Origin of the sequence: Novosphingobium kaempferiae, assembly GCF_021227995.1 — a bacterium.
In the GTDB taxonomy this organism is placed as follows: domain Bacteria; phylum Pseudomonadota; class Alphaproteobacteria; order Sphingomonadales; family Sphingomonadaceae; genus Novosphingobium; species Novosphingobium kaempferiae.
Genome location: NZ_CP089301.1, coordinates 3,853,264 through 3,867,880, shown reverse-complemented (window position 1 = coordinate 3,867,880; position 14,617 = coordinate 3,853,264). Strand labels below are relative to the sequence as shown.

General features: G+C 65.2%; 10 protein-coding genes. 6 read left to right on the top strand and 4 right to left on the bottom strand.

Annotation, left to right across the window (positions count from 1 at the left end; translation table 11 throughout):
• Window positions 1–71 precede the first annotated feature (71 nt).
• Entirely contained in the window at window positions 72–683 is a 612-nt protein-coding gene (locus LO787_RS17725) for a 5'-methylthioadenosine/S-adenosylhomocysteine nucleosidase (RefSeq protein WP_232496357.1), read from the top strand.
• Here the strand turns inward: LO787_RS17725 and LO787_RS17720 are convergent.
• The 3 genes from LO787_RS17720 to LO787_RS17710 all read right to left on the bottom strand — a co-directional run bounded on the left by LO787_RS17720 (window position 661) and on the right by LO787_RS17710 (window position 3,733).
• Window positions 661–1,266 carry a hypothetical protein gene (locus LO787_RS17720; protein ID WP_232492313.1) on the bottom strand — a complete coding sequence of 202 codons (606 nt, stop codon included), beginning with the start codon at window positions 1,264–1,266 and terminating at the stop codon, window positions 661–663. The genes LO787_RS17725 and LO787_RS17720 overlap by 23 nt on opposite strands.
• A 112-nt stretch (window positions 1,267–1,378) precedes the next feature.
• On the bottom strand, window positions 1,379–2,368 hold the full coding sequence (locus LO787_RS17715; RefSeq protein WP_232492312.1) for a sterol desaturase family protein: 990 nt from the start codon (window positions 2,366–2,368) through the stop codon (window positions 1,379–1,381).
• A gap of 381 nt (window positions 2,369–2,749) precedes the next feature.
• Entirely contained in the window at window positions 2,750–3,733 is a 984-nt protein-coding gene (locus tag LO787_RS17710; RefSeq protein WP_232492311.1) for an aldo/keto reductase, read from the bottom strand.
• A 145-nt stretch (window positions 3,734–3,878) separates the two neighbouring features.
• Here LO787_RS17710 and LO787_RS17705 point away from each other — a divergent pair, with 145 nt between their 5' ends.
• The gene (locus tag LO787_RS17705; RefSeq protein ID WP_232492310.1) at window positions 3,879–4,766 is read left to right on the top strand and encodes a LysR family transcriptional regulator; all 888 of its coding nucleotides are present in this window, start codon (window positions 3,879–3,881) and stop codon (window positions 4,764–4,766) included.
• A gap of 28 nt (window positions 4,767–4,794) precedes the next feature.
• On the opposite strand, the gene LO787_RS17700 is transcribed toward LO787_RS17705, so the two are convergent.
• Window positions 4,795–5,400, bottom strand: a complete 606-nt coding sequence (locus tag LO787_RS17700) for an OmpA family protein (protein WP_232492309.1) — start codon at window positions 5,398–5,400, stop codon at window positions 4,795–4,797.
• 267 nt (window positions 5,401–5,667) lie between these two features.
• On the opposite strand from LO787_RS17700, the gene LO787_RS17695 reads away from it, so the two are divergent.
• The 4 genes from LO787_RS17695 to LO787_RS17680 are packed head-to-tail and all read left to right on the top strand — an operon-like array spanning window position 5,668 to window position 14,570.
• Complete coding sequence (locus LO787_RS17695) at window positions 5,668–6,999, top strand: tetratricopeptide repeat protein (RefSeq protein WP_232492308.1); 1,332 nt, start codon at window positions 5,668–5,670, stop codon at window positions 6,997–6,999.
• Window positions 7,000–7,019: 20 nt separating this feature from the next.
• Window positions 7,020–10,136: a FecR family protein gene (locus LO787_RS17690; protein WP_232492307.1), complete on the top strand. Its 3,117-nt coding sequence runs from the start codon at window positions 7,020–7,022 to the stop codon at window positions 10,134–10,136.
• A gap of 51 nt (window positions 10,137–10,187) precedes the next feature.
• Window positions 10,188–13,316 (top strand): CHAT domain-containing tetratricopeptide repeat protein, encoded by a 3,129-nt coding sequence (locus LO787_RS17685; RefSeq protein WP_232492306.1) that lies wholly within the window; start codon window positions 10,188–10,190, stop codon window positions 13,314–13,316.
• A gap of 15 nt (window positions 13,317–13,331) precedes the next feature.
• Window positions 13,332–14,570 (top strand): alkaline phosphatase family protein, encoded by a 1,239-nt coding sequence (locus tag LO787_RS17680; protein ID WP_232492305.1) that lies wholly within the window; start codon window positions 13,332–13,334, stop codon window positions 14,568–14,570.
• Window positions 14,571–14,617 lie beyond the last annotated feature (47 nt).

Below are 14,617 nucleotides of genomic sequence, written 5' to 3'. Positions count from 1 at the left end.
GCGCCGCCACACCGATCCAGGAGCCAGTCGTGAAGCCAACGTCAATTGCAGGGAAGCGCGTGCTGTTCGTCATGGCGACCGACCACGAATACGGCCTGCACCTGAAGGCGCGGATGACGCCGCTCATCACCGGCGTCGGCCCGGTCGAGGCGGCGGTCAACACGACCCTGTGCCTCGAACGGCTTCGCGCCACCGGTGAATTGCCGGACCTCGTCGTCTCGCTCGGCTCGGCGGGATCGCGGCGCTGCACGCTGGGCGCGGTGTATCAGGTGGAGAGCGTATCCTGGCGGGACATGGACGCATCGCGCCTCGGCTTCGCCAAGGGTGTCACGCCGTTCGCCGATCACCCCGCGGTCCTGCCGATCCGCGCTCCGCTGCCGGACGTGCCCCGCGCATCGCTCTCGACCGGCGGCAATATCGTCGGCGGGGATGACTATGCGCAGATCGACGCCGATCTGGTCGAGATGGAGACCTATGCCGTGCTGCGCGCCTGCCAGCGGTTCGGCGTGCCGATGATCGGTCTGCGCGGCGTGTCCGACGGCCCCGGCGAACTGGACGGGCTGTCTGGCTGGACCGAACTGCTGGCGCTTCTCGACGAGCGGCTCGCCGACGCTGTGGACCGGCTGTTCGAGACTCTGGCCGCCAAAGTACCGGCGCAGGCTATCCCAGCAGATTCCGCCTGATGAGCGACCTGATCTTCCTGTCCTCCAGGATCCGCCCGATCACGTAGAGCGTCGCGAAGATACCCGCAAAGACGTAGGCGGAAGTGGGCGAGTGCTTCTTGTCCTCCTCCTTGGGCTTGTCCTTCTTGGGCTTGTCAGGAGCGGGGGCGCCGAGGAACTTGTCGATGGGGTTCATCGCCACTTCGGGCTTCTTCTTGTCGGCGTCCTTGTCCTTCTTCGCCGCTTCCTCGGCGGCGGGCTTCTCCATCTTGCCGAGCGTGATGTTGAGCTGCGCAAAGGCGAGGAACAGCAGCGGCGCGAGGAAGCAGAACAGCAGCGCGCGGCTGGTCATGTGATAGCGCAGCACCGATCCGGCCGCGCCGTTCTCGATCCTGAGCGTCCCCCCGTCGAAGACCGACATCCGGTCCTGCGCCGCCTGGTCCTTCTTGCTGAAGCGCAGCGTGTCGTCGCCGCGCTCATGGCTGGTTCCGGTCTGGTGGAACAGCGGGGCAAGCCGGTCGAAGGCGTCATCGCGGGATTGTCCGGGCGCGAGCGGCAGGCTGCCCCTGATGTGCCATATCCAGTCGATGAAACGCGCGTTCATGGTCTTCCTTTCGGCACGGCTTCCCCATGCTCCCCGGGCGGTCGGGGAGGTCATGGGCGCCGGGGCCCGGCATTGCGGGAAATGGTGGAGGGCTGCGGAACGGCGGCCCCGATCATTCGGCGGGGATGGCCGTGGTGGGACGCAGGCCGCCGAAGCGCTCTTTCAGGGTCTTCCAGCCTTCGGTGAAGGGGAAAGTCATCTGCTCGCGGATGCCCATGCGGCGGCCGCCTTCCATGCCCAGCAGCTCCGCCTCGCCATCGACGCAAGTGCCGAACATGCGGTCGATGAAGATGTAGGTGTTGGTGAAGTTGCTGCGGCTCGCCTCGAAATCCTGCGAGTGGTGGAGGCTGTGATGTTCCGTCGTGTGGAACAGGAAGCGCCACCAGCGCGGCGTGTTGAAGCGCACGTTGATGTGCTGATAGCTGCCGATCGCCATGCCGATCGCGCCGGCCAGCAGGAACGCGCGCGGCAGGAAGTCGAAGAAGCCGCCGATGCCGAGGCCGATCAGGAACAGCTCCACCGGGTTGCCGACCGCGCCCTTGTTGATGTTCAGCTGGGTGATGTAGTGATGGACCGAGTGGGGCAGCCACAGCGGATACCAGTTGTGCATCCCGCGATGCATCCAGTACTGGCCGAAATCGAAGATGAACGAGATCAGGAATGCCTGGAGCAGCAGCGGCAGTCCGGTGAACCACGCGAACTTGTCCCAGTCGAACTGGTGCTGGATCGCCTCGATCATCGCGCCGTCGCCGATGTAGTTGTCGACGATGCGCAGGATCGTGTAGCCGAGGCCGACGAAGAACAGGTCGGTGGCGAATTCCTTCCAGGTCAGCCGCCAGCTTTCGTAGCGGGGAAAGAACCATTCCATCGCCAGCAGCAGTGCGCGGAAACCGATGCCGATGCCGATCGCGGTGGACGCCTTGGCGATCGAGTTGGGAGCGTAGTACCAGAACGCGATCAGCGCGAAGAGCACCGTCGGCTGGAACCAGGTGAAGATGAACTGCTTGACCGGCCCGCCCTCGACCCGGCCGATGTTTTCCCATCCGACAGTGACCGGCGCCTCGGCACCGATCACCCGCTTACCAACAAGAACTCCGCCCATACGCCTGCCCTCGTAATATTTGACCACCCATGTCAGTAATACTTATTGCAGATATGGTAATACGGATTGTTTCCGCCGTCTACGCCCTATCGACGTTGCCGCGTCATGCCTTCAAACACGCGGGCTTAAGCGAGTTCGCAGCCGCAATATCGCCCGCTTCCGGACTTCCCATGACCTGAGTCGATCCGCGCGCGGCGCAGTTTTCCGCGCTCAAGATAACACAGCCCCCCGATCCGCTCATGCTGTTTTCGCCGGAGCTTCGAATCGCCAAAGCGCAGCGCGGCGGCCCTGCCGCTGCACTGCGCTTGTGCCTTGAAAGGCGCTGCTGCCCCGCAGGCGAATGCCGGTCCCCTGCGGGGATTCGGCTCGTGCCCGGAAGGCTCAGCGGTTGATGAGACTCTGGTGCGTGGCGGAGTAGCGCTCCCCCCGAAGCTCGATGCGGCCGAGTTCTTCGGCGATGCGCGCAAGGTCGTCGCCGGTCAGTTCGACGTCCGCGCCGCCCAGATTCTCCTCAAGCCGGTGCAGCTTGGTCGTCCCCGGGATCGGCACGATCCACGGCCGCTGGGCGAGCAGCCACGCAAGCGCGACCTGCGCCGGAGTACATGCCTTTTCGGAGGCGATGCCGGTCACGAGGTCGACCAGCGCCTGGTTCGCGGCAAGGGCATCGGCCTGGAAGCGGGGAACGGTGCTGCGGAAATCGTCCTTCGCGAACTCGGTCCCGGCAGTCATCTTTCCGGTCAGAAACCCCTTGCCGAGCGGCGCGAACGGCACGAAGCCGATGCCCAGTTCCTCCAGCAGCGGCAGGATTTCCGCCTCCGGCTCGCGCCAGAACATCGAGTATTCGCTCTGCAGCGCGGCGACGGGCTGCACCGCATGGGCGCGGCGGATCGATTCCGGCCCCGCCTCGGACATGCCGAAGTGCTTCACCTTGCCCGCCGCGATCAGATCTTTCACGGTGCCCGCCACGTCCTCGATCAGCACGTTCGGATCGACGCGGTGCTGATAGAACAGGTCGATCCGGTCGGTCTTGAGCCGCATCAGGGCTTCGTCGGCGACCTGCCGGATACGTTCGGGGCGGCTGTCCAGCCCGTCCGTGGGCACGCCGTTGCGGAAGCCGAACTTGGTGGCGATCACCACTTCGTCGCGAACCGGCGCCAGCGCTTCGCCGACCAGTTCCTCATTGTGGCCCGGCCCGTAAGCCTCCGCCGTATCGAAGAAAGTGACGCCCTTCTCGTGCGTCGCGCGGAGCAGTGCGATCGCATCGTCATGATCCGTCGGCGGGCCATAGCCGAAGCTGAGCCCCATGCATCCGAAACCCAGCGCAGAAACCTCAAGGCCTGACTTGCCAAGCTGCCGCTTTTCCATTTGTCGCTCTTTCGTTCACAGGCCGTCGCCGCCAACCTTCGTCGGAGGACGAGAACGGCATTTCACTCGGAGCACCAACATAGCCCTCGCCACCGCCATCGATTAGAACCTATAATCGGGATGTCGCGATTAGGCTGGCTAATGAATGACTGAGAGCTTCGATCATCTGGCCGCGTTCGTCGCCGTCGCGCGGGAGCGTAGTTTCACGCGGGCGGCGGCGAAGCTCGGGGTTTCGCAGTCCGCCCTCAGCCAGACCATCAAGGGCCTCGAAGCGCGGCTCGGCCTGCGCCTGCTGACCCGCAGCACCCGCAGCGTCATGCCGACCGAGGCGGGCGAGCGCCTGCTCCGCACGCTGGCCCCGCGCTTCGAGGATATCGAGCAGGAACTGGTGGCCCTCACCGCCCTGCGCGACAAGCCGGCGGGCACGGTGCGGATCACCGCCGGCGAGCATCCCGCGATCTCGATCCTGCAACCCGCGCTGAACCGCATCCTGCCGGACCATCCGGACCTGCATGTGGAGATCGTCGTCGATTACGGCCTGACCGATATCGTCGCGCAGGGCTTCGACGCAGGCGTCCGGTTGGGGGAGCAGGTGGCCAAGGACATGGTGGCGGTCCGCATCGGCCCGGACATGCGCATGGCCGTGGTCGGGTCGCCGGACTACTTCGCCCGCCATCCGGCTCCCGAGACGCCACAGGGCCTGACGGCGCACAACTGCATCAACATCCGCCTGCCCACCTACGGCGGTCTTTATGCCTGGGAGTTCGAGCGCGGCGGGCGCGAAATGCGGGTGCGCATCGAGGGGCAGGTGGTCGTCAACCACGGCGGGCTGCGGCTGGCATCCGTGCTCGACGGGCTCGGGCTGGCCTTCGTTCCCGAAGACCAGATCCTCGACCACCTCGCGTCAGGCCGCCTCGTCCGCATACTTGAGGACTGGTGCGCGCCGTTCCCCGGCTATCACCTCTACTACCCCAGCCGCCGCCATCCATCGGCTGCGTTTGCGGTCGTGCTGGAGGCACTGCGCCAGCGCTAAGGCGGCCCATCCCCGGCCGCCGCCATTCCTACTGCCGCACGATCTCGACGCGCCGGTTCGCGGGATCAGTGGCAGCGCGGTTGCCGAGCGGCCGCGAGAAGCCGTATCCCACAGTGCGCACCTTTCCCGGCGGGACTCCCTTGCCGATCAGATAATCGGTGACGGCCTGCGCGCGGTCGCGCGACAATTGCCGGTTATAGGCTGCGTTGCCGATCGCGTCGGTATGGCCTGCGATGGTGAACACCCGGTTGGCGCGGTCGGCAGACAAGGCCCGGGCGATGAGGTCCGCATTGGCCCGGGCCCGAGGCGTCAGTTCGTAGGAGCCGAGTTCGAACTGTATCCTCATGTCGAGCGATCTGCGCGCGGGCGGGCGGGCCGCTTTCGTGGATGTGCCCCCCTTGTCGCCACCCACGGGCAGAGCAAAAGGCCGGGGCGTAGTCATGCTCGGCATCCCGTTATCGGCGGGAGGGCACGCCGCTGCGTCTTCGCAACGCGCAGCATCCTCGTCGCAACCCGCAACGAAGCAATCGACGTCCCGCTCGGAAAGCGCCTCGGTGTCCTGCGCGTGGGCGACGGAACCCGGCGCGATGACGCAGCTCACGCAGAACAACACTGCCCGCACCGACTTGCCCATACGCGCCTCGCTCGAATCCCGCCGCGCTTATGCCCCATACCTATACTCATGACGATAACCGAATGCGCATCTATCGACCACGAGCGCAACGCCAATTAGCGAACTGATTGAAAAGAAATATAAATATAATTCATCGAGAAATTTTTATAAGGAAATTTCAGGAGGATATCATTGTCGTTAATTTACAATTTTCGCAACTCTTCTTGCCAATCGATAAAGAATATGTGTTGATTTAGAAGAATCGGGGCAACAAATGGCGGGGTTGATATGCGGTTTTGGGCTGTAACTGCTCAATTTATTTTCGCGCCACTGGCAATCATCGCTAGTAGTTCCGTTTCCGCGCAGGAGGCTCCGCAAGCCGATCTCGAACAACTCTCGCGCAATCTGGAGGACGCCGAGACATCGTTCCAGTACGCCCGCGCAGCGGCGGCCGCCGGGGACACCAAGGCCGCCATCGCCGCGCTCGAACGCGTGCTCCAGATCAATCCCGATCTGGCGAACATCAAGCTGGAACTGGGCCTGCTCTACCTCCGTGTAGGACAGGCGGATCTTGCGCGCTCCTACCTCGAAGCGGCGGTCAATGCGCCGGACGCACCGCCCGATGCGCGCATCCGCGCCCGGCAGGCGCTGCGCACCGCCGAAGGCAACCTCAGCACATTGCGGCTCGCAGGCTTCCTGTCCTCGGGCGTGCAGTATCAGTCCAACCCCAACGGCTCCCCCGACTTCGTCAGCGTGCAGCCGCAACTCGGCAATGTCTCCCCGATCATCCTGAGCGGCGACGACCTGACCATCCCGCGCGGCGGCGACTTCTCGTTCAACCTCTCCGGCAATCTGGAGGCTGCGGTCGGCCTCGGAGGGCAGGCCGGGCACGAACTGGTGCTCGACGGCTACGCCTCGCAGAACTGGTATCGCGACGAGACCGACATCGACCTGACGTACCTGCAGGGCCGGTTCGGACCCCGCTTCAATCTTGGCGGGGCGACCTCATCGACCGGCCTCGTGCGCCCTTACGTGCTGGGCACGCTGCTGTCGCTGGGCGGCGACCGCTATTACGGCAGCGTCGGCGGCGGCGCCGACCTGCTGTTCCGCACCGGACTGACCACCAGCGTCGCGATCGAGGGACGATACGAGGACCGCACTTACCGCAACTCGACCCTGCGCGGCGCGGCATCCGACCAGTCGGGCGATTACTGGACGGGTCAGGTGCAGGGCACCTGGCAGTTCCAGCCCCGAACCCGCCTGATCGGCAACGTCAACGGACAGATCGTCGATGCTGACCGCGCCTATCAGTCGCGCAAGTCCGGCGCGGCGCAGATCGGCCTCGGCCATGTCTTCGCGCCGCCGGTCGGCACGCTCGCCTGGTATCTCTCGGGCAGCTTCGGCTACCGCTATACCCGCTACGAAGAGCCCGACACACTGGTGGACCGAGACACCCGCCGGCAGGAGGACCGCTTCGACGTCGCGCTGGCCCTCAGCATCCCGCTGAACGCCAGCCTCGCCCTCGACGCGCGTTTCCAGCACACCTGGAACCGGGCCAATCTCCCGAATTACGATTACAACAACGTGTCCGGCCTGTTCGGCGTGACCGCGCGATTTTGAGCGAAGGGAAGGATTTGCCGATGACGAATTCCATCAAGCGCACCCGTTCCCGCACCGGCTGGCTGCGCGCCGCGCTGGCCTGCACGACTGCGGCGGCAGGACTGACGACGCCCACGGCTTCCCGGGCCGAGATCGCCGCGGGCACCGCCCTGCGGGTCGAACTCTCACCCCGCACCGTGGCGCGGACCGAGCGCGCCTCGGTGCGCGGAGAGCGCTTTGCCTCCGGTCCAAACGAGACGTTCGAGATCCTGCTGTCGGACGGCGGTTCGATCGTCCTCGGCCCGTCGAGCGCGGTTCTCGTCAGCGACTACACGTTCGATCCGGCGACCGGCACGGGAAGCTTCTCGGCGCAGCTTGAGGCCGGGTCGGTGCGCTTGATGGGCGGGCAGCTCAACCGTGCCGCGCCGATAGAACTGGTCGCGCCGGGCGGCCGTCTCAGCCTCGCGAACGGCGGGGCCTTCGTGACGACGGAAAGCGGCGGCACCCGCGCATCGCTGCTCGCCGGAACGCTGGCGGTGATGGCCGACAGGGGCGACGTCCGGATCGAAAAACCGGGCTTCGAAGCCGTCATCGCCGACGGCGGCGTGTCCGCTCCCCGACGCCAGAGCCGGGGACGGGCCTTCGCCGACGCCGCCGTCATCAATCCCGGCCTGCGCACGGGCGGCATGGCGCGACTGGTGAAAGTGGCCGAAAGCGACGTCGACGCCGAAGCCGAACAGGCGCCGGAGACCGACACGCAGCTCGTGCGCAGCGAAGTGGCCATCAACCAGCCGACGGGCTCGCTGGAGTTCGGCGGACCGGGGCGGACGATCACGCTGCCGGGGGGACAGGTCATCACCGTAGCGGGCGTGAGTACAGGGACAGTGCCTACGCAGGGGAACCCTTCACTGGGCGACGCTGCCAACGACCTGCTTCTGGCGCAAGATCTCACATCTTCGAGCGCCACGGCCTGCTCCAGCTTTCGTTGCAGAAGAGACGTCGGCCTAGCCTCCAACAGGTTTATCGGATCACCGAGCTTTGACTACGACTTGAAGGAAAACAGCCCCTCTTCCTTAACCAGACACACCATCGGCGGAGTGGAGACCGACAATTTTTCGGAAGACCTTTCATACATTTTCTCTTTAGGCTTGGCTCAAAGCGCGAACCAGGAGTTTTCTTTGGAAATCGAGAGAACCCAGATATCGCAATCTGCCGACAAGTCATTCATAGAATTCAATAACGAGTTATATTATCTGAACTCGGATGGATATGCATACGTAAGCTCGGACGGTAAAGAGATAGGCTACGTCGATTCGATGGACTATTTCTTCATATCGACAAGATTTGAAGAGCAGGATCTGCTTATCCTGACTTCTCAGCCGGAACTGGCAAGCATAAGCGATGCAGGGCGCGGTGGTTACGCTCTTATCCTCCCCATTCTTTCATTCCCCGATGATGGCACGATATCCGTCTCGCAATACAATGGCCCGGTTCTCGCAAAGAGCATAACCGGCGCGGGTGCGCCTTCGATAAGCGATCCGTCCAAGGCACCGACGACTTACGAAGGTTATGTCGCGTATATTAACGAGTATCTGGTCGATAAACTCAGCATAGGCGACATCGATGTCGGTATCGGAATTTTCCAGAAAGGCTTTGGCAGCCTGGAAAAGCCGCCGGGAACCAATGGCGACAGATCACCCAATAATTTCCTTTATATTGAACAAACGTCCTTGTCGGATAATTCGATCTTCGTCTTCGGCACAGGCGACGTTTCACGAACGTCCACCCGCCTTTCGAGCACAGCCAGTATCGATTCCTTCGCGCTGACCCGAGGCTTGAATACCGCTGACCTTGCAACGGACCTGACATTCAAGGCTTCCGACGCGCCCCTCGCCTTCCGCGCCTTCATGCCCACGCAGACATTGCCAGCCGGGATAGACGTCGGGACGCTGCAATCCACCCCGCTCTACGTCGCCAATCCGGCAGGAAGCCTTGTTTCACGGCTGTATCAGGCGGATTTCGGGCTCTCTGCCAACGGTTCCGCAAGCACGATCAGCGTCACGCTGGGCACCCTCACTTACGCCGACGGCGTATTAAATGACGATCGCGCCCAAGTGACGGTCGCAGGTCGCACTTTCGGCTCCACCCATTCGGGTAGCAGTTCGACCCTAGCGATCTCGAGCCCGCTGGTCGCCTCGTCCTTCGGTGGCGACGAGAGCAATCCCGGCTACGCCTCGTACTTCGTGCTGGAGAACGTCGGCGAAGGGTCAGGAACGACCGGCGGCACCATCGATCAACTCAACGGAAACTCCTCGCAATACGGCTTCCTTCGCCTCGCCACGCGTGACGAGACGGTGTTGCGCGGTGCGATCCCGGTTGCGTCGAACACCGGCTATGTCGCCGGTCTGGTCGAGACGGCTGCAGGCGGGCGCCTCGCGCTCGGTAGGGTGAGCAATGTCTCGGTGAACGGTGCGGACAACACCGTGGATGCGGCCATGCAGTTCGATGGCTCGACCTATCAACTCGGCGGCAGCGGCGGGGCGAGCGCCTTCATCGACAGGGAGAACTTCGCCGCCGCGACGACGACCGGCGCGGTGCTCGTCGCGGGCGCGGGACTGGTCGGGGATTCAACCGCGTTCGCGGATCTGAACACCAGGTATCAGCACGTGCAGTGGGGCTTCTTCTTCGGCGACATGTCGACCGGCTCGGCTACCGATCCGCAGCGCCACACCGCGCTGTCGAGCTGGGCCGTGGGCGAGCGGTGGGCCGGAGCGCCGGTGCAGTCGCTCTCCGGCCGGGCGACCTACAGCGGCCACGCCATCGGTTCGGTGATCGACAACCAGACATCGCGGGTCGATGTCGGCAAGTTCACGCAGGACTGGGACTTCTCCGGCCGCAAGTATGCGATGAGCCTGCAGTTCCCGGCGGCGAGCGGAAGCGGCCCCGATGCGACCTACAGCATCGGCCTGACGCCCGGGAGCGGCGCGTCCTACTCGGGCCTCTCGAACCTCGTGAACAATGTGCAGGCAAGCGTGACGGGCGAACTCGTAGGCAACGGTGCGGCCCTGCCGCTGGGCACGGTGGGGCAGTTCCAGATGCTCAATACGACGGGCACTTACTCAGTCGTCGGCACATTCGCGGGCGAAACACGGCCCTGAGCCATGCGGCGGCGCGTCTGGTTGGGGCTGCTCACGGGGCTTGCGGCGTTCATGGGCACCCCGCTCCCCGCAGCGGCGCAGAGCGTGGCGGAGCGCATCACCGCCTCGCGCGCGCTTGCCGCGCAGTGCCGGATTCCCGACGCCCTCACCGGGGCGCAGGCGGCGCTGACACAGGCCCGCACGGAATGGCCTGCGGGCAACCCGCAGCTTGCATTGCTCCTTGTCGATACCTCCTCGCTGCGCATGCGCCTCGGCGACCTTGCGGGAGCGGAGGCCGACGCCCGCGAAGCGATCGGGTTGACGCAGAATGCAGGAGCATCTTTCGCCTTGCTGTTCGCCGTCGCGCAATTGCGCCTCGCCGATGCGCTGATGGGGCAGGACCGGCTGGACGATGCCGCCGCGCCGCTGCAGGCCGCCGACCGTCACTTCCGAGAGACGGCACCCGACATGGCGGTCGGCAGCGCCATCGCTTCAAGCAGGCTCGCGATAGCACGCGGCCTGGGTGCCGAGGCCGTGCGCGAAGCGCAAGCCGCCGTGCAATCGGCCGGGACGGCGCAGGCGCTGCTCGCTCAGGCGCGGCTCCAACTGGCCGAGGCATACCGCTATAACGGACAGATCACGGAAGCCGGACAGGTTCTCGCGACACTCGGCCCGGGCACCGCAAGTGACGGACGCCTCGCACTCGCCCGCGCCGGCCTCGCCTTCGATCGCGGGCAGTTTCATGAAGCGCTGGCGCTGACGAGCGCCGCCGACAAGGCGCTCGATCCGGCAACGCTGGCCTGCGACCGGACGCTGCGCGTCGACCTGCTTCAGCGTCGCGCCTCGATCCACCTACTGCGCCGCGAGGTCAGCGAGGCGCGGCTGGACTACGACGCCGCGCTGCTGGAGCACCAGCGCGTCGGGATCGCGCATAGCCCACGCAAGGGCGAGATATACTTCGGGCTTGCCGATGCCGCCTATCTGGCGGGCGAATACCCCCTCGCCTCCTCCTTCTTCGACCGGTCCTCCGCTGCTTTCCGCGATGTCTACGGCGGCCCCAGCGCGCGCGAGGCGGAGGCGGAGATCGAGCGGGCTTTCGTGCTGGAAGCCGCGGGCGACGCGGCTTCGGCGATCACGACGGTAGAGCGGGGACTGGCGATGCTGGCCACGGTGCCCGGCGACCATACGCGCGCTCGTGCGGGCGCCAATGCGGCGCTGGGCCGATGCTATCGACAACAGAAGCGCATTCCGGAGGCGAAGGCCGCTTTCGCTGCGGCAATCGGCGGGTTCGAACGTGCCCGCGGAAAGGACTCCGCAGACCTGCCGCCCGGCCTCGTCGCGCTGGGCGAGATCGCGCTGGACGAGGGCAAGCCGGAAGTGGCCATGCCCCTGCTCCAGCGCGCGCTCGCGATCCAGCGTGGCGGGGGGAGCATGACGCCGCAATCGGCGGGCCTCACCCTGTCACGCATCGCCGCCGCTCATGCCGCGATGGCGCAGATGGCAGCGGCGCGCAAAGCCAGTTCCGAAGCGGTCGGCACGCTGGAGCAGCGGCTGAACCTCGGGGAAGACGCACCCTGGGCCGATGCCGAGGCGGAACGGCGGCGTTCGCGCGAGATTCTGCAACAGGATCTGGACCTTGCCTTCACCGCGTCCGGGGCAATCGGCAATGATCTCGTCAATCCGGCGTTTCGGACGGCGCAGCTTGCGTCCTCCATCAGCACCGGAGCAGCCATCGCGCAGATGTCGCGGCGCCTGCAGGCGAACCAGGGGCCGCTTGCGGAGATGCTCCGCCGCCGCGACGATCTCGTCCAGGAATGGAAGCTGCTGGATACCGAACGCAACCGTCAGCTTGCCAGAAGTGATCCCGATTCTGCCGAGAGCCCTCAAGCCGAACAGCGCGACATGCTGCAACGCCAGTCGGCCATCCTTGCCGAACTGAGCCGCCTCGATCTGGAACGCTCGCGCAGATTTCCGCAGTCGGATCTCGTGGTGCGTTCGCTCGTCGTCGATCTCGCGGACGTGCAGTCGGTGCTGAAGGACGGCGAACTGGCTCTCACTTTCGCAGTGATGGACAAGCGGACCTACGTATTCTGGGCGAGCCGCGAGGCGGCCTCGGCCTACGCGGTCGACATGGGCCGCGATGAGATGTCCCGTCTCGTCGCGGATCTGCGCGCCTCGATCGCGCCGCCACCGGGCGTGCGACAACTGCCGGTATTCGACGCCATGCTCGCCAGCCGTCTGTACGAGCGGTTGCTTCGCCCCGCCCTCGACGCAGCGCCCGAAGCGAAGACGTTGCTGGTGGTGCCGGACGGTGCGCTGTCGAGCATCCCGCTCGGCGTGCTGGTCAGCCAACCACCCGCCGCCGCCATTCGCCGCGCCTCGGACTTCCTATCCATCGAATGGGTCGCAAAGCGGCATGCGATCGGCGTTTTCCCATCGGCTGCATCGACCGTGGCTTTGCGGCGGCTCAAAAAGGGCGTTGCACCTTCCGGTTCGTTCCTTGGCGTCGGCGACCCGGAACTCTCAGGGAAGGCGGCGGTCAATGCACAGATCGTGCTGACACGCTCGCTGGGACGCACCCGGCTGGCGGATCCGTCGATCCTTTCCGGCCTTACCCCTTTGCCCGAAAGCCGCAGCGAGCTTGAGCAGATGGCGAGCGCACTGGGGGCGGGCTCGGCGAACCTGATGGTCGGCGCCGCGGCATCGGAACGTGCGATCAAGACCGCGCCGCTGGCCGACTATCGCGTCCTGGCATTCGCCACGCATGGCCTCGTGGCGGGCGATCTCGCGGGCTATGCCGAGGCGGCTCTGGTCCTGACTCCTCCGGCGGTAGCATCGGACCAGGACGACGGGCTGCTGTCTGCCAGCGAGATCGCCGGACTGCGGCTCAATGCCGACTGGGTGATCCTGTCCGCCTGCAATACCGCCGCAGGCAGCGACGGACATGCCGAGCCGCTGACCGGACTGGCAAAAGCCTTCTTCCATGCAGGCGTCCGCTCTCTGCTGGTATCGCACTGGCAGGTCGACTCCAAGGCGACGGTCGCCCTGACCACCCAGACGGTTCGCAACTTCGCCTCGGGACAGTCGTCACCGGAAGCTCTCAGGGCGACCGAAATGACCTTCGCCGATGGCAGCACCGGCGCGGGCTATGCGCATCCATTTTTCTGGGCTGCGTTCAGCGTGATCGGCTTTGACAACTGAACGAGCAGATACAACATGCGTCGAGCTCGGAAGGCGGCCTCGACGGGCTGGCCTACGAACAGTCCGCCCATCACCGGGCACAGGGAGACGTTCGCCGAACTCGCCTCTCACTATGACGAGATCGGCGGGCCGCAGGTCTACAACCACTTCAACGCGGCCTGGGCCTGGGCGATGAACAGCCCCTATCCGTGGTGGAAGCAGATCGCCTCGCAGGCGGGCGGGACGCGCAACGGCATGGTCGTCTCATGGCCCGCGCGGATCAGGGATGGCGGCACGTTCCGCAGCCAGTACGCCCACGTCAGCGATATCGCGCCGACCATCCTCGAAGTCGCAGGCGTGAAGGCGCGGGAAACGGTGAAGGGCGTGAAGCAGCAACCGATCGACGGCATCAGTCTTGCGTACAGCTTCGCCGCCCCCGCGGCTCCCTCCGCACGGCGCACGCAGGTGTTCGAGATGATGGAAAACTTCGGCATCTACCACGACGGCTGGATGGCCGGCACCCTGCCCAAGCGCATGGCTTGGGAAGTGGGCGTCGGCGAAGACCGCAAGCTCGGCGTCGGGCCGGGAGACCGCAAGTGGACCCTGTTCAACCTCGACAAGGATTTCACCACCGCCAACGACCTTGCGGCGAAGAACCCGGGCAAGCTCAAGGAACTTCAGGATCTGTTCTGGAAGGAAGCAGCGGCGAACAACATCCTGCCGATCCACGACTATTCGGAAGGGGCGCAAGGTCGTCCGACCATGGGCGGCAACCGTGCCGGCTTCACCTACTACGCCCCGCTCAGTCATCTCAACGAAGATGCCGCGCCACATACGATCGGCAGGTCGTTCACCATCGATGCCGACGTCGAGGTGCCAGAAGGAGCCAGAGGCGTACTGGTGACCCAGGGCGGCCGGTTCGGCGGCTACGCCTTCTACCTGAAGGACGGCGTGCCGGTCTTCCACTACAATGCGGTGGGGACGGACCAGTTCACCATCCGCGCGGACGCGGCCCTGCCCGCCGGATCACACACGCTTTCCGCCGCATTCCAGGCGGACAGGCCCGAACCCGGCTCGGGCGGGACGCTGACGATCAGCATCGACGGCAAGCCCGTCGGCAGCGGACGCATCGGGCGCACGATCAGGGGCTGGATGTCCCACACCGAAGGCTTCGATGTCGGCATGGACACGATCACGCCGGTCAACGGCGACTACACCATTGCCGGGAGCCGGTTCTCCGGAACCATCAAAAAGCTAGTTTTCAACCTGCGGTGAACTGACGCATTCGAAGAGCCGAACTTGTCGCACCAAAGCAGACGGGG